General features: G+C 52.9%; 16 protein-coding genes. 13 read left to right on the top strand and 3 right to left on the bottom strand.

What is annotated here, in order from left to right:
• Positions 1-41: 41 nt before the first annotated feature.
• The 3 genes from KOO62_05800 to KOO62_05790 are packed head-to-tail and all read right to left on the bottom strand — an operon-like array spanning position 42 to position 3912.
• A complete protein-coding gene (locus KOO62_05800) occupies positions 42-2417 on the bottom strand; it encodes a molybdopterin-dependent oxidoreductase (protein ID MBU8933501.1) in 2376 nt (791 codons plus the stop codon).
• Positions 2414-2881 (bottom strand): (2Fe-2S)-binding protein, encoded by a 468-nt coding sequence (locus tag KOO62_05795; GenBank protein MBU8933500.1) that lies wholly within the window; start codon positions 2879-2881, stop codon positions 2414-2416. Before KOO62_05795 ends, KOO62_05800 begins: the two co-directional genes overlap by 4 nt.
• The gene (locus tag KOO62_05790) at positions 2878-3912 is read right to left on the bottom strand and encodes an FAD binding domain-containing protein (GenBank protein ID MBU8933499.1); all 1035 of its coding nucleotides are present in this window, start codon (positions 3910-3912) and stop codon (positions 2878-2880) included. Before KOO62_05790 ends, KOO62_05795 begins: the two co-directional genes overlap by 4 nt.
• Positions 3913-4155: 243 nt before the next feature.
• Here KOO62_05790 and KOO62_05785 point away from each other — a divergent pair, with 243 nt between their 5' ends.
• The 13 genes from KOO62_05785 to KOO62_05725 all read left to right on the top strand — a co-directional run bounded on the left by KOO62_05785 (position 4156) and on the right by KOO62_05725 (position 19929).
• Complete coding sequence (locus KOO62_05785) at positions 4156-4773, top strand: TetR/AcrR family transcriptional regulator (protein ID MBU8933498.1); 618 nt, start codon at positions 4156-4158, stop codon at positions 4771-4773.
• On the top strand, positions 4770-5906 hold the full coding sequence (bzdN, locus tag KOO62_05780) for a benzoyl-CoA reductase, bzd-type, subunit N (GenBank protein ID MBU8933497.1): 1137 nt from the start codon (positions 4770-4772) through the stop codon (positions 5904-5906). The genes KOO62_05785 and bzdN overlap by 4 nt, the downstream gene beginning before the upstream one ends.
• A gap of 23 nt (positions 5907-5929) precedes the next feature.
• Positions 5930-7246: a benzoyl-CoA reductase, bzd-type, subunit O gene (bzdO, locus tag KOO62_05775; GenBank protein MBU8933496.1), complete on the top strand. Its 1317-nt coding sequence runs from the start codon at positions 5930-5932 to the stop codon at positions 7244-7246.
• A 63-nt stretch (positions 7247-7309) separates the two neighbouring features.
• Positions 7310-8083: a CoA activase gene (locus KOO62_05770; GenBank protein ID MBU8933495.1), complete on the top strand. Its 774-nt coding sequence runs from the start codon at positions 7310-7312 to the stop codon at positions 8081-8083.
• The gene (gene bzdQ, locus KOO62_05765) at positions 8083-8970 is read left to right on the top strand and encodes a benzoyl-CoA reductase, bzd-type, subunit Q (GenBank protein MBU8933494.1); all 888 of its coding nucleotides are present in this window, start codon (positions 8083-8085) and stop codon (positions 8968-8970) included. The genes KOO62_05770 and bzdQ overlap by 1 nt, the downstream gene beginning before the upstream one ends.
• Positions 8967-9248, top strand: coding sequence for a 4Fe-4S dicluster domain-containing protein (locus KOO62_05760; GenBank protein ID MBU8933493.1), 282 nt, complete (start codon positions 8967-8969; stop codon positions 9246-9248). Before bzdQ ends, KOO62_05760 begins: the two co-directional genes overlap by 4 nt.
• A gap of 2 nt (positions 9249-9250) precedes the next feature.
• A complete protein-coding gene (locus KOO62_05755) occupies positions 9251-11791 on the top strand; it encodes an FAD-dependent oxidoreductase (GenBank protein ID MBU8933492.1) in 2541 nt (846 codons plus the stop codon).
• A 66-nt stretch (positions 11792-11857) separates the two neighbouring features.
• Positions 11858-12088, top strand: a complete 231-nt coding sequence (locus tag KOO62_05750; GenBank protein MBU8933491.1) for a hypothetical protein — start codon at positions 11858-11860, stop codon at positions 12086-12088.
• Between the two features lie 327 nt (positions 12089-12415).
• The gene (locus KOO62_05745) at positions 12416-13624 is read left to right on the top strand and encodes a hypothetical protein (GenBank protein MBU8933490.1); all 1209 of its coding nucleotides are present in this window, start codon (positions 12416-12418) and stop codon (positions 13622-13624) included.
• Between the two features lie 2 nt (positions 13625-13626).
• Complete coding sequence (locus KOO62_05740) at positions 13627-15714, top strand: hypothetical protein (protein ID MBU8933489.1); 2088 nt, start codon at positions 13627-13629, stop codon at positions 15712-15714.
• Positions 15715-15772: 58 nt separating this feature from the next.
• Entirely contained in the window at positions 15773-17017 is a 1245-nt protein-coding gene (locus KOO62_05735; protein MBU8933488.1) for a 2-hydroxyacyl-CoA dehydratase family protein, read from the top strand.
• 37 nt (positions 17018-17054) lie between these two features.
• Positions 17055-17846 carry an ATPase gene (locus KOO62_05730; GenBank protein MBU8933487.1) on the top strand — a complete coding sequence of 264 codons (792 nt, stop codon included), beginning with the start codon at positions 17055-17057 and terminating at the stop codon, positions 17844-17846.
• A complete protein-coding gene (locus KOO62_05725; GenBank protein MBU8933486.1) occupies positions 17839-19929 on the top strand; it encodes an acetate--CoA ligase family protein in 2091 nt (696 codons plus the stop codon). The genes KOO62_05730 and KOO62_05725 overlap by 8 nt, the downstream gene beginning before the upstream one ends.
• Positions 19930-19935 lie beyond the last annotated feature (6 nt).

Raw genomic sequence — 19935 nt, 5'->3', positions numbered from 1 at the left:
ATACGGTTGAATTATCCAATTGAAGACAACGGAAGCGAACGTCAGTCCTTGGTCGTGCGTTTGTTCTGGGAGCGCATCGCCGCTACCAGCCGTTCGGGTGTGATGGGAAGTTCATCGATACGGACCCCGGTAGCATCATAAATGGCATTTAGAATCGATGGTATAACGGGCATTATCGCCCCTTCGCCGACCTCTTTTGCTCCGTAGGGTCCCCTGGGTTCATTCGATTCAACTATGATAGCGTCCAGGGAGGGCATATCCAGGGCAGTGGGGATTTTATACTCGGCCAGGTTGGCGTTAACGATGCGACCCTTCTTGTCGTATATGACCTCCTCCATCAACGCCTCGCCCATGCCCATCATCATCGATCCCTGCATCTGACCTTCAACTTGCGTGACATTAATGGCGAAGCCACAGTCATGAGCACCCGTGATTTTGTCCACGGTAACTTCACCGGTCTGGAGGTCTACCGAAACCTCTGCTATCTGCGCCGAACAGCCGAATGCGGGCGAGGTCCCGACGGCAGCCCCTTTGAAAGATCCGCCAAGCGGCGGGGGACGATACTTGCCGGTTCCGACAATAGAACCTAATTCCAGAAAGGCAATACGGCTGGCTTCGGCAAATGTTAGCTGTGGGCCGTCGGGCAAATTCTGGAAGCCTTTGTGTTCTCTGAGGTATTCCTTCCGGAGTGCGGAGAAATCGATCTCACCCTGTTTGCACACAACCAGACCATCTTTGAGATCAAGTGACTCAGGGGATATCTCCAACATACCGGCCACCGCCTCCAGTATCTGGCGCTTCGCATCCTGAGCAGCTTCGCGACAAGCGTGGCCGGTCATCAAAGTCGTGCGGCTGGAATAGGCGCCGAGATCGACGCTGAGCTTGGAGTCACCCGATACCACCCGAACGTCATCCAGCTCCAGCCCCAGTTCTTCGGCTGTAATCATGGCCAGGACCGTATCGGATCCCTGGCCGATATCGGCGGCTCCGGAGGAGACCGTGACTCCGCCTCCAACTTCATCAACCTTGGTGATGACGGTGCAGTGATATGTCCGGGATCGGTAAATCGAATAACCGGCACCGGACACGAAGAACCCACAGGCGGCACCAATACCCTTGCCATCAGAATTGGTCCGGCCATCCGAAGATCGCTTCTTTTTCCACGCCGCCGAATCTAGAACCGCCTCCAGAGCCTCGCGCATCCCAAAGCTGGAGACGAACAATTCATTGCAGGTTGTCTCCCCCGCTTCCATGATATTCTTCAGTCTCAGTTCAATTGGATCCATGCGGAGTTCTTCGGCTATATGGTCAAGTTGTCTCTCGAACAGGGCGCGGGCAATAACGGCCCCATGCCCTCGCTGCGCTCCGCAGGCCGGTTTGTTGGTAACCACGCGGAAGCCGTCGTATTTCATATTGTCGAGCCGGTAAGGTCCCCCGAGCAGGGAGCCGGCGTAGTAAACTGTTGCGATACCAAAACTAGCGTAAGCTCCACCATCCAGACAGCAATTATGCTCCAGGAAGGTCAGGGTGCCGTCCTTCTTGACACCGGTAGTCATGGTATGGAAGAATTGATGCCGCGCTCTCGAATGAAGAAAGACCTGCTCCCGGTCAAAGGTTAACTTAATCGGTCGACCGGTCTTCAAGGCCAATAGGCAGCTTGCCAGTTCGGCGGTCGAACAGGAAGCTTTGGGGCCGAAACCGCCCCCAACAGCAGGTTTAATTACGCGAACCTTATGCAACGGGAGGTTCAGGGCCATAGCCAGCGTCCGCTGGACATAATGCGGAGCCTGAGTAGAACTCCACATGGTCAGGTTGCCATGAAAATCCGTCTCTGCCAGCACGCTCTGCGGCTCCATGAAGGCCCCATCCTGCATCTTGCTGGTAAGATTGTCAGTATGCACGAGGTAGGAATCTTTGCGCCCCTGTTCGATGTCCCCGAAATGCCAATGGACCTCGGCGCAGACATTATTCATGTACATATCATGAAGTTGAGGCTGTCCATCATCCGCCGCAGTGCGGCCATCAAGTACGACCGGAATCTCTTCGAAATCGACTTTTATGAGATTGATGGCCTCAAGAGCCGTGTCCTGATCAATAGCAGCCACTGCCGCAATCTCATCACCTACATAGCGCACCTTATCATGGCAGAATATGGTCTCGTCATGGCGGGCCGGGCTGACCCCGTATGGTATCGTGCCGGCCTCGCGGTGAGTTACAACCGCCTTTACTCCAGGCAACTTTTCAGCTCGAGAGGTGTCAATGTTGACTATGCGAGCATGGGCTACGGGACTATGCAAAATGGCCGCGAAGAGCATATCAGGCCGTTTGAGGTCGTCCGTGTACAAGGCCCTTCCGGTAGCCTTGTCGGCTGCATCCACCCGAGGGCTTCGTGTGTTGAGTATGCGGTACTTACTCATGGCGTTTCCTCGGAGACTTTCTGGATGGCCTCGACTATCTTCTGGTATCCGGTGCAGCGACAGAGGTTGCCCGACATCGCTCGCCTGATATCCTTCTCGCTGGGTCTGGGATTATTCCGCAACAATTCGGTGCCCATCATCAACATGCCCGGTGTGCAGAAACCGCATTGAATAGCGCCCTGGTCAACAAATGCCCGTTGCAGACGATTCAGCCTGCCTTCTTCCGCCAACCCTTCGACTGTTTCGACCGAGCAACCATCAGCCTGGATGGCCAGGGTAAGACAACTGAAGGTAGCTACACCATCCATGAGCACCGTGCAGGCACCGCAGTCACCGATGCCGCATCCCTTTTTTGTCCCGGTTAGACCCAAGTCTTCGCGCAGCAGTTCAGCCAGCGTGCGACGTGGTTCGACGGCGAGATCATGCGTGATGCCATTTACGGAAAGTGATACGAATTTCTTCATCGCTCTCCCCCGGCCCTTCCCACGACAACTCTTAGCAGGCGCAAAATCAGCAACTCCACCATCCGAACTCGATACCAGGCTGAACCGCGATGATCATCAATCGGGCGAGCATCTCCGGCCCCAGCCCGGGCGGCTTCAATAAGGGCGGCTTCATCGGGAATCCTTCCGACCAGAATCTCTTTTACTGATTTGGCCAGGATCGGTGTTGGACCGACTGCCCCGAGAGCGACCCGGACATCCTGGACCGGACCATCCGGCGCTTCAAGTGCCAGCCAGACAGCCACGCCAACAGTGGATATGTCGAGCGCTTTTCGCGTCGCCAGCTTATAGTAAGAACTGCCGTGACAAGGCGCCGGCGGCGGAAAGCAAATGTCTGTTAGAATCTCGTTCGGTTCGATAACCGAGAGACCGGGTCCGCGATGGAAATCTTCTGAAGGGACTGTGCGTACTCCTGATGGCCCCCGCAACGACAGCGTCGCGTTGAGGGCTATCGTCGGTATGGCAGTATCGGCGGCCGGGCGCGCATTGGCGATATTGCCGCCCAGAGTCCCCCGGTTGCGCACTAGCGGACTTCCCAGATTGTCGGCACCTTCAGCCAATGCCGTCCAACCTTCTCGTATCTCGGTTGAGCGCTCAATCTCTGTGATCGTTGTTAAGGCTCCCGCTCTCAAGCCACCGTCATTAAGGCGCTCAATGCCTTTAAGCTGCTTCAGCTTGTGCAACGACACCAGATAGGCCGGCGCTGCCTTTCGAGGATCACTCAGAGCGGCTCGAATAGACCCACCGGAGGACATCAGCTGATCCTGACTCGAGGATTGACAATCAATAGTGGTGAGAATCTGTCCTTCGGGATGCGTTGGGCAGCCGTCGCATCGGGGAACGTGCTGGGGAATGATAGGACAGCGAAGGGCCACCAGAAGATCGGTGCCGCCAGACAGGAGTCGCACGCCGTCCTCCGCGTGATCGACCAGCATTTTGCAGGCCTCACCAACCGTCTCCGGCACCAACAAATCAAAACGGGGTAGAATCACACACTGTTCCTATGACTACTCGGCACTTACTTCTATCCGCGAACTTGAAGAATATAGTAGGGTATTGCCTGCCTCGCAACCGGAAACCGATGGCGGAATGGGATTCTCCGGTGCGATTTCGTATGAGTACCGTGGGAGACTATGGATCTCACCCTCGATCAGCCAGAAACTACATTCTTAGCTTGACATCCCAGCCGCCGTGTTGTAAAATAGAACGAACGTTCGATTTAAAGGGAATCCGAATTGACCAGGACCAAAACGAAAACCCCATCGACGCAACACCGCGACAAATACGAGAAGCGGATGGCGTCGATATTGAAAGCAGCCTCGAGAGTCATCGCCAAAGATGGTTTTGAGGGAGCTTCGGTGCGGGCCATGGCTGCCAAAGGCGGCATCGGATTGTCGGGCATATACTATTATTTCAGCGGCAAAGATGAGTTGTTGTATGCCATCCAACACTATGCATTCTCAACGTTGGTCAGTTCATTAAATGAACGACTAGCACAATGCGAACCAGGGGAGGCAAGCCTCAGAGCGATCATTGAGAATCATTTTCAATTCTTTGTAGACAACGCTGATGAGTTCCGAGTCTGCGTGCACGAGATAGACTCGCTGTCGGGGAAGTACTTTAAGGATGTTCTTAAGGTGCGACAGGAGTATTTTCGGTTGGTCCGGGAGGCGGTTGACCAGGTTCTCAAGGGATCACAGCATGAAACAGACATGGCTACGTTCTTTCTCTTTGGTTCCCTTAACTGGGTGTACATGTGGTTTGATCCACGAAGGAACGCGGACATAGACAAAGTAACTTCTCAATTTCTGAATGTATTTCTCAACGGAGTAAATAGGTCCCAAGCATCATAAGGAGACTTATGTTCGACAAGTTTCACGAATGGTATGAAAAGCGTCATGATTACGCCCGAGACTGGTTGGCGAAAAATGATGGTGAAGTGGTGGGCTGTTTCTGTAGTTATGTGCCGGAAGAAATCCTCTATGCCGGCGGTATGTTGCCGGTCAGAATGCTCGGTTCGCACGAGCCGCAGGATGTCACCGAACCCCACATATTTGGTATGTATTGTCCCTTCTGTCGCGATGTACTCGCCCAGGGCTTGAAGGGTCGTTATGATTACATGAAAGGTATCGTGCTGTCCCAGTCGTGTCTTCATCTCAGGCAGGCCTTTACATCCTGGAACAACCACGTACCGGTGGATTTTTCATTCTATCTGTATATGCCCAACAAAGTGCAGACCGAACACGCCCGGCCCTACTATGCCGCCGAACTGATCAAGATCAAAGGTGCCCTGGAGAAATGGTCCGGCAAAAGCATCACCGATGAATCGCTTGAGGCGGCGGTAGAGTTGTACAATGAGAACCGCCGACTGATGCACGAAGTGTATGATCTTCGCAAAGGTCCCGATCCCAAAGTGACCGGCCTGGAGGCGATGCATATGGTGGCGTCGTCATTTTTCGTCGACAAGAAAGATCACAATGCTGAACTCAAACGTATCCTGCCGGAACTGAAATCACGGACGCTGGATCGTGAGACTGGTGGTCGCCTGATGATTGTCGGGTCTGAGAATGACGACACCGAGTTTATCGCAATGGTCGAATCAGTTGGGGCCACGGTGGTAGTGGATGATCACTGTACGGGTTCGCGTTACTTCTGGAATCTGACTGAGCGAAATGGGGACCTGTTGCAGGATATTGCCAACCGGTACCTGGATCGCCCACCCTGTCCCACCAAGGACTGGGAGGAACGGCGACGTTTCCCTCACATCCTTCAGCTGGCGAAAGATTTTGGCGTGGATGGCGTCATTCTGATTCAGCAGAAGTTCTGTGATCCGCACGAGTGCGACATGGTGCCTCTCAAAGAGACCCTCAAAGAGGCTGGATATCCCACGCTGTTTCTCGAGTTCGACGTGACTGTCCCGATTGGCCCAATGCGAATCAGAGTCGAGGCCTTTCTGGAGATGCTCGGTGTCGAAGAACTGTTTTAGGTTAATTGTGGCAAGGAGAACAAATGCCTGAGTATAAAACTGAACCATTGAAATGTTGGCCTAAAGCCAAAGAGCTGCGGCAGAAATATTACCTGGACTATCAGGAAGCACACGACAAGAAAGGGTTACGCTGGACCGGCGGGGCGTGGGCGTTCGATGCCATCCCGGCCGGGTTGGGACGCGATGTCTACAATATCACCGGGGAGCCGTATGGTGCTTCAATTGCCTTTGACAAGAAGCTGTCAATGGAGTGTCTGGAAGCGGCCGAGGCTAAGGGTTGGGCCCGTGATCTGTGCAGCTATATGCGCAACTACTGGGGCTCGATGTATCTTAACAAATATGCCTTCGGTGGTGAGTATCCCAAACCAGATTTTTGTTTCCAGGATCACATCTGCTGCAGCCATGGTAAGTGGTATCAGCATGTAGCCGAATACAAGGACATTCCGTATTTCTGTATTGATGTCTCGGTCGGCCCTTACAAGGATCTCGATGAAAACCGTTTGATGTTTGTGGTCAACCAGATGCATGAGTCGATCGAGTGGCTGGAGAAAATCACCGGTCGAAAGTATCAGGACGAACTTCTGATTGAGGCCGTTGAGAACGAAGTACGGTCAACATCGACCTGGGCTGAAATCTGCTGTCTTAACATGAACCGCCCCGCACCACTTGACGAGAAGACAATGTATTCGCTGTATGTGCATGGCACTTTGGCCAAACACTCTGGAGAGATGGCCGACTTCTATGAAGAATTGCGCGACGAAGTCAAGTATCGAGTTGATAATCATATCGCTGCCCTTCCCAATGAAAGATGCCGACTGATGTCGGACACCCAACCACCCTGGGGATTTCTAGAAGTCTTCCGCTACCTTGAGCAATTCGGCGCGATCTCGGTCGGTTCATTGTATACGTTTGGACTGATCGGCATCTGGGAAACCAAGCCGGACGGAACCTGGGGGCCAAGAACGACCCCGATGCAGAAAGGCGAATCGATCACAACTCGTGATCAGGCCTTAAGAGTACTGGCCGACTGGAATCTCTCCAAACCGGAATGGCAGCATTTCTATGATCCCAATCTCAAGACTGAGATGATGCTTCAGATCGCCAAACAATGGCAACTCGATGGGGTCATGTTGCATCTCAACCGTGGCTGTGAGGGACTGTCGTGCGGCATAATGGAGAATAGGCTCGGAATCGCCAAAGCCGGGATTCCGGTCATGACTTTTGAAGGCAACATGGGGGACGAACGTGAGTTTGATGAGAAACGAGTGATGACCAGGATTGACTCGTTCATGGAAACTCTGGACATGGAAATATTGGAAACTCCGGTCGGTAAGGCGTAGTTGAGCTTGCCGCCGGGGATCACTTGAAGTGTTGAAATAGGTTTTTTGTACATAGGAGGTAAGATGATTACCGCTGGAATGGATATGGGCTCCAAGTTTGTGAAGGTAGTCATTGTCAAAGATGACGCCGTCGTCGGTAAGGCCAGTGAAGGCACCGGTTTTGAGCCGACTGCCGCTGCGGCAAGGTGCCTGGAGGCGGCCGCCCAGGCGTCTGGAATCAACGTCTCCTCAATAGATCATATAACTGCCACCGGGGCAGGACGGAAAGCAGCCCCAGGGGCAAATTCCGACATAACCGATGTCGGCGCGGCTGCCAAAGGAATGGCCAGTCTTCGTCCGGAGGTACGCACGGTGATTGACATCGGTGCCGAAGAAGGACGCGGGATCAAGGTCGACGGCAGTGGCAAAGTTCTCGATTTTGCAGTCAATGAAAAATGTGCTGCCGGGGCGGGTGCCTTTGCCGAGGCGATGGCTCGCGCTCTGGAAGTATCGCTGGAGGAGTTTGGAAAGATCTCGCTTCAGTCCGATAAGTCAATCCCCATGAATGCCCAATGTGCCGTGTTTGCCGAGAGCGAGGTGGTCTCGCTGGTGCACGCTAAAACGCCAAAGCCCGACATTGCGAAGGCAGTCCATGATGCTATTGCCAGTCGCATTGTTTCGATGATCCGTCGCGTCGGCATTGAGGAAGCTATCGCCCTGGTGGGCGGACTGGCCTACAATCCCGGCTTTGTCGATGCCCTGAATCGTGGCTTGGAATCCGAAGTCTTTATCCCTGCCGATCCGGAATACACCGGGGCCTTGGGAGCGGCATTGGTTGCCGGAGAAAGGAACAAATAATGACTGAAGCAACCCAGGAATTCTGGCGCTGGAAAGAATACAATTGGCACGATGAGACTATTAATCCCAAGGGGGCAGATACTATTTCGGCGGGAGTGGATGTAGGTTCGGTCAGCTCTCAGGCGGTGATCATGGTTGACGGCCAACTCTATGCCTATTCCAGTATGCGCACAGGCTCCGACAGCCCCGACAGTGCACGCAATGCTATGAAGTGGGCGATGGAGAACACCGGCCTCACTCTGGACGACCTCCACTACACAGTCGGCACAGGTTATGGCCGAGTTAATGTACCCTTCGCTGATCGTGCGATCACTGAAATTGCCTGCCATGCTCGCGGTGGCAATATGATGTATGGTTCGACGGTCCGGACAATTCTTGATATGGGGGGGCAAGACTGCAAGGTCATTCTCTGCGACGAAAAAGGCAAGGTCAGGAATTTCCTAATGAACGACAAGTGTGCGGCCGGCACCGGCCGTGGCATGGAAGTATTTGCCGATATGCTGGCGATCTCTATCGAGGATGTCGGCGAGCTGTCTTTGCAGGTTGACGAAGAACCCCCGCCTGTTTCATCGACTTGTGTGGTCTTTGCCAAATCTGAGGCGTCTTCACTGCTGAGAGAAGGTTGGTCAAAAAAACGAGTCTTGGCCGCCTACTGCTCAGCTATGGCCCACCGGGTTGTTTCGCTTCTGGAGCGGGTTGGGGTGGAGGAGGATTTTGCCATCACCGGTGGCATTGCCAAGAACGTCGGTGTGGTGACACGCTTGGAAAGAGAGTTGAAGCTGACGGCGCTCAAATCCAACTATGATACCCAGATCGCCGGCGCGCTGGGCGCAGCTCTTTTTGCCAAAGCCCTGGTTGAGAAAAAACGCAAGAAGGTCGCCCAGTGAAAGCCAACTACGGATATATGGATGGCAGCGGCGAGTTCTACATAACGATTGACACCGATCTCTGCATTGAGTGTGAGGATCACCCTTGTGTGGCCGCCTGCCCAGCCGGTTTGTTCGAGATAATCACTGACGACTACGACGATGAAGTTGCCGCCATCAAGGAAGATCATCGCAAAAAAATAAAGTACGACTGTGGTGCTTGCAAACCAATGTCGGATCGACCGCCCCTCCCCTGCGTAGAGGCTTGCGGTCCCGGTGCTGTCACTCATTCCTGGTAGTCGTGGACAAGCTGACTTTCACAATTGACGGACAGTCGGTCGAGTGCCCGAAGGGAAGTTCTATTCTTGAAGCTGCCGATGCGGCCGGTACTTACATTCCTCGAATGTGTTTTCATCCCGACTTGCCTCCCTGTATGGAAGTTACCTGGTCGGATACTGTTCAGCAGATAGAAAACACGGTCTCTGGTGAAAAAGCTGGGAGTTCTGCCGGCGAAGAAGCTCACTGCGGTCTCTGCCTGGTCGAAATCGAGGGCCAGGCTGAGCTTGTTAATTCCTGCATGACTCCTGCCGAGAGTGGACTTGTCGTAAGCACCAACTCCGAGATTGTGATTGGGAAACGCCAGCAGGCGTTGAGCCGACTATTGGCGGATCATCCCCACGCTTGCCTGACCTGTGCTCAAAAAGAAGGCTGCAGCCGAACCGACTGCTCCTCAAATGTGCCGGTCGAGGAACGTTGTTGTACTTTGCTGGGTAACTGCGAATTGGAGAAGGTCAGCGATTACATTGGCATTCCCGGCAATACCCCCCGATATGTTCCGTCGCCACTGGCTGCGAGCCGGAAGACCACCAATGATCCTCTCTTTGACCGAGACTACAATCTTTGCATTGGTTGTTTGCGTTGTGTTCGCGTCTGTCACGAAGTCCAGGGGCTGGACATCCTTGGGGCGACCTGGAAAGATGGCCGCGCTCGGGTTGGAACCCTGACCGCTTCCGGTCTCAAAGAAGCCCAGTGTCGATTTTGTGGTGCCTGCGTGGAGGTCTGTCCGACCGGCGCTCTGCTGGACCAAGATGGGGCCGAGATAGTCCGTTGTGATTCCCCGTTGCCTTGTGTGGACCATTGCCCGGCTGGTATAGATATCCCACGTTATATAGCCGCCATCGCGGCGGGGCAGGATAAACAAGCCCTGAGAACGATTCGAGAGCGAGTGCCATTTCCAGGCATTCTGGGCTATGTCTGTTTTCACCCCTGCGAGGATGCCTGTCGACGGGGGGGAGTAGACCAGCCGGTAGCAATTTGTGAACTGAAACGTTACGCTGCCGATGCTGAACTCGTATTGGATCAGGATCGCGTCACAAAGAAGTCTGACACCGGAAAGAGAGTTGCCATTGTCGGGTCTGGTCCGGCCGGGTCAACGGCTGCCTTTTATCTAAGTCGGGCAGGGCATAATGTGGAGTTGTTCGACCGCGAAAGCAAACCGGGGGGTATGCTGCGTTATGGCATACCTGATTACCGCTTACCGAAGGATGTTTTGGATCGCGAGTTTGAAGTGCTCAAGACTCTTGGCGTTGGCCTTCGTATGGACCATCATTTCGAGAGCGAGAGCCCGATGGACGAACTGAAATCTCAGGGCTTCGATGCTATACTTCTCGCGATTGGGGTTTCTGAAAGCCATAGCTTACCCATCAAGAACACCGATTTGGATGGAGTTTATCCGGCCCTTGAGTTTCTGAAGTCAGCTACGAAGTCGCGAACGCCCCGTCTTAAGGGTCAGGTGGCAGTGATCGGCGGGGGAAATGTGGCTATCGATGCCGCCATGACGGCGGTCCGCCTGGGTGCTGACTCTGTTCAATTGATCTGTCTCGAACCGCGCGACACAATGCCCGCCCACGACTGGGAAGTTGCCCAGGCAGAAGATGAGGGCGTGGAGATTCATCCATCATGGGGACCGGTTCGATTTGTTTCAACCGACGGCAGATTGTCTGGTATCGAGTTGAAGAAGTGCGTTAGTGTTTTTGATCCCCAGGGTCGTTTCGCACCACAATTTGATGAAAGCCAGACCGAAACAGTTGCGGCCGAGGCTGTCATTGTAGCCATTGGGCAGGCGACCGATGCTGACTTTCTGCAGAATTGCGACGGTATCTCAACCGGTCCGGGAAACACTATCAAGATTGAAGACGAAATGGCGGCCGGTCCCGAGTCGGTTTTCGCGGCCGGTGATGTTACTCGCGGTCCTTCGTCCGTGATCGACGCCATAGCCGAAGGCAGAAAAGCAGCCGAAGCGATCGACAAGTATCTTGGTGGAACAGGGCTCATCGACGCTGCCAAAGCAGAGACCAGCTTTATGGAATCGGACATCTCTGGCGATCAGTTTGGTCAATCGCGTCAGAATAGTGAGGTTGCCAATCCTCAAGAGCGGAAATCAGACTTTGGCGTCATAACTGCGACCCTCTCTGAGTCAGCGGCCAGATCGGAGGCTCAGCGTTGCCTGCGGTGTTACATCAGGCAGGGAATCACACCAATCACTTTGCCGCCGGAGCAATGGCAACCCTTCAATAACGAGGCAGTGGATTCTGTCCCGGAAAAGGAAGGCGTGTTCCAGCTTCTTGATGCCGATAAGAAGGTTCTTCGCATCACCGGAACGATGAATCTCCGTCAGGACCTGAAGGGCTGTCTCCACGAGTCGGGTAAAGCGGTTTGGTTCGTGTGGGAAGAAGAGCCGATGTATACCAAACGCGAAAGCGAACTAATGCAGCAGTATCTTCAGGCCCACGGAGAGTTGCCCGGTGGTGGTGACGATGATGACCTTGATGATTTGTTCTAGGGCATCTGTCTGTCACCCAGGTTCGTTACATTTGATGTCGAATGATCCAATGGATAGGTGTTTTGAATGGTAGACGACCTCGCCAAAAGACTAGAATCCGAGGGCTGGACTCAGCTCTTCACGGCTTCGGGTACGCGCCTGGATGAGGCCATTGAGACCTACCGTGAATTGGGATTCGAGATCAAGACGGTCCCGATTAAGGAGCTTGGCGGAAATGACTGTTCCGTCTGCTTTGATGATGCCAGCGACAAGACGGTGATGATTTTCACCCGACCAGGCCAAACGATTGACGAATGAATTGGGGATGGCCAGAACAGTTGGTCCGCGCCATCACACTTTCATCTCTAACGAATAGCAGGTTCAGTGAATACGTTCAAAACCACTTGTCATCAGACCACGTTTTAGCTAAACTATTGGTTCAGGAGAGATTGAGGAAGGCATGGAAGATGCTCGATTCGAGCGGTGAATCGCAAAGATTCGAGCCGATTGTTCAAGGATATGAAGGGTAGTTAAGCTCATGACCGTCAGACCTCCCAACATTCTTCGTGCGCGAAGGTCTACAGCTTTGACTCCCATAGATATAGAGTTCCATCAAAGTATGTTAAAAGTTCTGAGGGAGCACTAATGGAAAAAGAAGTTCCGATGTTTGCCGATGCCAGGATTCCGTATGGCACCTGGGGTGCCAGCTACTTTCCCGCATGGCAAATGTCCGCTCTGGCAGAAGTGAATATCGGTCAGTTTGCCGGTGAGGCAATGAGCAGGATTATGGGACTAAGAAAAGTCCCTATCAGTGCGCTTGAGTATCTGATAATCGGATCGACTATTCCCTGGCATTGGAAATTTTGGACGGCTCCGGTAGTGGCGAGCTGTATGAATCATCGCATCGCCGGCTACCACATGGAGCAGGCGTGCGCTACGGGATTGCAAGCCGTTATTGCGGCTGCGGCTGAGGTGCAGGGGGGATCCAACGAAGTTGTTGGGGTTCTGACCTTTGACCGTACCAGCGACTCGCCGGTTGGTGTTTTCCCTGAGCGACGGGCACACCAACGAACGATGGCCCTCGCCGACGTCTGGGACAATTTTGGATTTGATCCTGCCACTGGTAAAGCTATGATAAGCTGCGCGGGCCTTGCGGCCCGAAAACACAAGAGTGATCGCAAGGAAGTAGACGAGTTGGCGTTCTATCGCTACAAACAGTACTTCGATTCCAAGGATAAGGGATTGCTTGATGGTGTCCTGGTTCCGCTTGATGTGTTGAACATCCAGGGTCGTTTCCTGGGGCGGATTGATTCGGACACCGGTGTCCGCCAGCTAACGTTGGATAGTCTGAGGGCGATGCGCGAACTTGATACGTGTATTACCCCTGGGACGCAGACTCATGCCTCCGACGGCATGGCCACACTGTTGGTCACCACTAAGGAAAAGGCACAGGAGCTTAGTCCCCGACCGGAAATCGATATAACGTTTATTGGCAAAACCGAAATGCGGACCTTCCCCAGTCTCATGCCCGAGGCTCCGGCGCTGGCTGTTAAGAAACTACTCGACCGAACCGGTTTGACGATGGCCGACATGGTTGTGGTCAAGAACCACAATCCGTTTGCGGTCAACGACGTCATTTTCGGTAAATTGATGGATTATGACTGGCGGAAAATGAACAACACCGGGTGTCCGTTGGTATGGGGTCATCCGCAGGGACCGACCCTGACCCGGGTAGTGATTGAGGCGTTGGAAGAAGCCGTTTCATTGGGAGGCGGTTATGTGCTGGTGTTTGGCTGTGCCGCCGGGGACGTTGGGATTGCGGCCATCCTCAAGGTAGCGGACGGAGGTAAATAATCATGAAATATATGAGACAACCAACTCTGGAGCTACTTGGACTGGGCACGACACTCGAGATTTTTAGCGGCGGACGGTTACCCGCCAGCCCTGACAATCTGGTCGAGAAAGTTTTTGGCAAGTCTTCCGAGCGCGGCGCGATGGTAATATCAGGGGCAAATGGGATTGTTGGGGCGGGCAAGATGGTCCAACTCGGTTCCCGGCTCCAACCATTCGATGTACCTATGGTGGGGCTTGACTTCCCCAATGCTCCCGATGGAATTGGCGCACAATATCCGGGACTCGAAGCTGCTTTTGGCCGCGAACAGGCTGGCAAGATTATGTCCAACGTGGTTCGAATGAACTATGACGGTAAACAGTTACCGTCCCAAATGAAAGGGATGCGACCAGCTTTTCTCCTAGAGGCCATCCCGGAGATTCTTGAGCTTAAGAAAGCCCACTACGGCGTATTCCGTGGCACCTTCCCGAAAATCGAGATTCGATCGGTCACCTCCGGATTCCCCAGCTCCGAGTTGGGTGTTGGCATTGCCCATCCGGCTTTTCCACATCAGATTAATAAGATATGGGAGATAGTTGAGCCGGAGCCATCGGACGTGACACAGTTGCTTTGGGCACTGGGAATGATACCTGTACCGGTCAGTGATAACTGGTCGTTTGTACTTGATGTGCTCTTCTGTGGACTGACTCTGGCCGGTCTGAGATACCACCGGGCGGCCAACATGCCATTCTGGAAAATTGATAAATTGGTCAGGAAAACACTTGGACCAAATCCGTTCCGAGCGCACGATGCTATCGGTGCCAAAGGTGCCAATTTCCTGACTTGGTCGTGTCTACACGATCTGGGACAGAAGTACGGAGCATTGTTTGAGCCGACCCCGGAACTTGACTATCGGAAGACCAGTGGTCAGGACTGGTATCCGTTGAATCACTTCCGACCGGTTGTCAACTGGAGTTTGGATGAAACCGAGACCGACGAGTTCGAGAGTTGGATTTTTGGTCCCGTCATTCAGATGACCAGTCTCCTTCTTCATGAGAACAGATCGCATCTATCGCTCATCAATATGATTGGTGAAGCATGCGCTCAGTTCCGCAAGGGTGTAATTGCTCTTATTAGGGATATAGGGGCTGAAAAGACGAAAAAGATTGTCGAGTCATACCACCGTCTGCATCCGGAGGCAGCCACCGGTTGTTGGTATCCCGAGGTTTTCGAATCATTGGACGACAGCAGCTGGCAACAGCTTTATGTCAATGCGGAACACGACGGCAACGTTGGTGTCATCACCATCGGTCGTGAGAGCTACAATAGTGATGTTGATGCCGAATTGAACCGGGCTATAGACTGGCTGAAAGCAGAAGGCATTGAACGCGTGATTCTCTCGGGTGACTTCCACTTATCCACCCAACTGGTCGGTGCTGATACGAGTGAGTTTTACCCGGCGCTGGAAGATGCCGAGGCAGGAATGCGGGTTTCGAGTTCCTGGTCGGCGACGGCACGACGTCTCAATGATGAGTTCAGCGTTTCGGTTGGATACATTAGTGGCAAACGATGTCTCGGAGGTATGCTCGAACTGATGATGCATTGCCACTATCTGGTCGCTGTCGAGGATGTGGCCTTTGGTATGCCGGAAGTCACTCTTCCAGTAGTACCCGGTATGGAAGGATGTCATTGGCCGTTCAGGAAGGCGCAGGCCGACGACTGGCCAAAACTTATCGATATGCTTTTGTCCGGAAGGTTTGTGAGCGCCAAAAAAGCGGTTGGCTGGTTGATTGATTATGCCGGATCGAACGATGATTCACTACAGATGGCTTGGAAGATCGTTACCGAAGGTGCCCAGGGTCCCATTCCCGCAAGAATGATCAACACCGAGGCGTTACAAAGCATCCCGACCGAGATAAGATTCCCCGATACTGGCAACCCCCCACTCGAAGCCGCCCGCAAAGCAATATTCGATTGCGTGGTGGAGTCATGCGGGTCGCCATTGGCCGAAGCGATTACCGTGCAGTCGAAACATTCGGCTGCCTTTATGAGTTCTCGTTTCTGCCAAAAGGGAGTGATCGGCGCGGAGTGTGAGAAGGTCATGAACGTCTAGAGAGAACATCAGTGTCACCGCGTGTGACCCTTGTTAGGGAGAGATACGGAGAGTTGTAATGACTGAAGAGAAAAAAGTAGCTATCAAAAAGATCCAGGCCACCGGCCAGATGAGAAAGATAATGGCCGACTACTTCTATAAGTTGGACGGCGTTTCCCGAGACGGATCACAGAAGATTGCCTGGTGTACGAGTGTCGGACCTGCCGAACTTCTATTGAGCCTGGGATTTCTCGTCTACTATCCGGAAAATCACGGGGCCATGCTGGGGGCAACGAGAATGGCTGCCGATTGTATTCCGGTGGCCAATGCGGTAGGCTACTCGCCCGACATCTGTTCCTACCTGACCAGCGATGTAGGCGCTTACATCAGGAAAGAGACGCCACTCTCCATGGCTTATAAGGGAATCGAAGGCCTGCCCAAACCTGATGTGTTGGTCTTCAATACGAACCAGTGCCGAGATGTCCAGGATTGGATGGGGTGGTATTCCCGGGAGTTGCAGGTTCCTATGATGGGCATTTCAACTTTCCGAAACATAGGCGATATTTCGGACGACGTTCTGGCGGGCATAGTCCAGCAAATTAAAGATCTAATCCCTGCTCTGGAGAAGATTTCGGGTAACAAATTCGATATCGACAAGCTGCGAGAAGTTATGGCCCGGTCCAAGAGGTGTAGCGAGTTGTGGAAGGCAGTCCTCGAGTCGAATACCTCTTCCCCAGCCCCTATGAGTTTCTTCGATGCCACAATTCACATGGGCCCGGCGGTGGTTCTGCGAGGATCGGATATCGCGAACGACTACTACGAGTTGCTTCTGAAAGAACTGGAAGATAGAGTCGCGAACGGCGTGGGGGCTGTTGAAGAGGAAAAATTCCGTCTGTATTGGGAAGGGATGCCTATCTGGGGTAAACTGCGAGACCTGTCGGAGTTTTTCATCGGCTTCAACACGGCAGTGATTGCTTCGAGTTATTGCAACAGTTGGGTATTTGAGGCCTTCGATCCGACTGATCCCTTTCTGAGTATGGCTCGCGCATATACCGAGATTTTCATAGTGAGGGATGAGGACTTCAAGGAGAAATACATCGAGGATATCGTACGCAGGTACAAGCTGGACGGGATTCTGTTCCATGATTCCAAGACCTGTCCCAACAACTCGAATAACCGCTATGGAATGCCGGAACGGCTTGAAAAAAGACTGGGCATTCCCACCCTTACGATAAACGGCGATCTGAATGACCTGCGCTGTTATTCTGAGGAGCAGGCCAAAACAAACATCGAGGCGTTTATCGAACAGCTTGAGGCAAGATAGGCAACCCCCGAACCAGGGAAGTGAATAGTAATAACTGATGAACTACTTTGTCGGAATTGATATTGGCGCCTCTGCAACTAAGGCTGTCGTTATCAATGACGGGAAAGAGGTGCTCGGCTATTCAGTGGTCGATTCTGGAGCCGATTTTGAGGTCGCAGGCAGTGAAGCATTGACGCAGGCTCGCCAAGCGGCCGGATGTGGCGCTTCTGACACGCTTATCGTCACCGCCACCGGTTACGGAAGACGTAATGTTCCCTTAGCCGATGGAACCAGAACCGAGATCAGTTGTCATGCCGGCGGCAGCTATCATTGTTTTCCCCATGCGCACACTCTCATTGATATTGGCGGGCAGGACAACAAGGTTATCAAGATCGACGACTCAGGCAGAAGAACCAATTTCAAAATGAACAGAAAATGCGCCGCCGGGACCGGTGCATTTCTCGAGGAAATAGCGAATCGTCTGAAAATCCCCCTGGCCAATCTCAACGATTTAGCCGAGAAGGCAGACGCCGGAGTCCAGATCGGAAGCTACTGTACGGTGTTTGCCGGTACCGAAATTCTGGCCCGCATTCGAGAAGGCGTCAGCGTTGAGGACATCGTCAAAGGCATATTCAGTTCAGTGATAAAGAGGATTCTGGAAATGGATCCAATGGCAGGAAACGTTGTGATGAGCGGGGGAGTTGTGGAACACAATCCTTTTCTTGTCAAGATGCTCGAAGATAGAATACAAAAAGAGATTTTCGTGCCTTCCAACCCGCAATTGACGGGTGCTCTCGGCGCGGCTCTATTCTCTTTGGAAGGTAAAGGTAAAGGAGGTCTCAATGCTTGACGGTTTGTTCAAGCCCAGATCCGTGGCGGTTATCGGTGCTTCAAACAATCCTCTGAGTATCGGCCATATTGTTATTCAAAACCTAGTCGATCACAATTACAAAGGCCCCATTTATCCTATCAACCCCAAAGCAAGTGTGATCAAAAGTTTTAAGACTTACCCTTCCGTGGGTGAAATCCCGGATGAGGTTGATCTCGTAAACATATCCATCAAGAACAGCCTGGTTCCCATCGTCCTTGAGGATTGCGGAAAAAAGGGTGTGAAGTTTGCGATTGTTCACACTGCCGGATTCAAGGAAGTTGGAGGAGAGGGGATCGAACTCGAAAAGCAGATTGTTGAAATCGCCCATAAGCACGGAATGCGAATTTATGGTCCCAACTCCCAGGGAATCCAGAACTCGGATCCTTCCGTATCGGTCTATGCGAATTTCACCTTTGTGCCCCAGATTCCGGGGAATATCTCTATCGTAGCCCAGAGTGGTGGAGTGGGTGAGACGCTGAAACTGCAACTCTATAAGATTGGGATGGGAACTAGAATGTACGCCAGTTTCGGAAATGAAGCTGACGTCAGTATGAATGAAATCATCGACTACTTCGGTCAGGATGACGAGACCAAAGTCATCATGACTCACATCGAGACTCTGAAAGACCCGGCCGGTTTTCTGGAGATCGCTACCAGGGTGAGTCGGAAGAAACCGATTCTGGCCCTCAAGACAGGCAGGACATCCGAAGGTGTCAAGGCCGTTGCCTCGCACACCGGCTCCCTTATCGATCAGGATACTCTGGCAGATGTCATGTTCAAGAAGAGCGGCGTTCTTCGCTTCGACTCCCAGCAGGAGATGATTGAGGCCGCCATTGCGCTATCAACGCAACCTATTCCAAAGTCAGATAAGATCGTTGTAGTCACCAACACCGGCGGACCGGCGATTATTGCGGTCGATGAATGCATCAAAGACGGCCTTAAGCTGGCCGAGCTGAGTCCCGAGACCGGAAAGACCTTAGGCGAGCTTCTCTTTTCCGAGGCGATAGTCTCCAATCCGGTGGATGTGATAGCGACTGCCGGCGCAAAGGAGTACGGCGGCACAGTCGAGGCACTCCTGAAAGACCCCAACATCGACTCCCTCATACTCAATTTTGTAACACCACCGTTTGTCGACTGTGAAGAAGTGGCCCAGAGGTTAGCAAAAATCAGCGCGACAGCCGGGAAACCCATTCTCAGTATCATTCTGACTATAGAAGAAAAATTCGGTGAGGTTGTTCGGCTTGCCCGCGAAAGCGGTCTGCCTGTTTTTGATTTCCCGGAAGCGGCCTCAAAGGCCCTGGCGGCCATGATCCGATACGGCCAGTTCCTTCAGCAGGAAACACCCGAGTACAAGGAACACAGGAGAGACAAGTGCAAGGCGGAAACAATCCTCAACCGCTACAAAGGACAAGACAAGTTCTTGTCACAGACGGACGTCTTCGAACTTCTGCAATGCTATGAAATCCCGGTAGCAAAATCGGCGCGTGTTATTAGCCAGGACGAGCTTGTGCAGGCGGTTGGAGAACTTCGCTTCCCCGTGGCCTTGAAAGTCGATTCTGATGAGGTCGTTCACAAGACCGACGCAGGCGGCGTGATCCTCGACCTTCAGGATGAGGCCTCGCTTGTCGCTGCCTATGGGGAGTTGTCGGACAAGTTCAAGAATCAGAAACCAGCTTTTATTGTGCAGGAGTTTTTGACGACCGGCAAAGAGGTCATCATGGGCGCCAAGGGAAACGTTGGCTTGCCGCCCACGTTGATGTTTGGTTTGGGCGGGGTTTTTGTAGAGATTCTGAAGGACGTTCAGTTCCGTCTGGCTCCGCTATCGCACGTGGATGCCCAGGAGATGATTCGATCGATCAAGGGCTATCCGATTCTCGAAGGAACACGTGGAGAGAAACCGGTAGACATCGACAAGTTAACGGATGTTCTGGTGCGACTGTCTCAACTGTGCAAAGACTTCCCGGAGATTGATGAGATGGATCTCAATCCTGTGTTCGCGCTTGAGAAAGGTTCGGGCGTAATGGTCGTGGATGCGCGACTGAAGATGAAAGGAAGCAACTGAGCTGAC

The sequence above is a fragment of the Candidatus Zixiibacteriota bacterium genome (assembly GCA_019038695.1).
Classification (GTDB): Bacteria; Zixibacteria; MSB-5A5; order GN15; family FEB-12; genus B120-G9.
The sequence above is the reverse complement of the archived record's forward strand: the minus strand, read 5'-3'. Positions and strand labels throughout refer to the sequence as shown.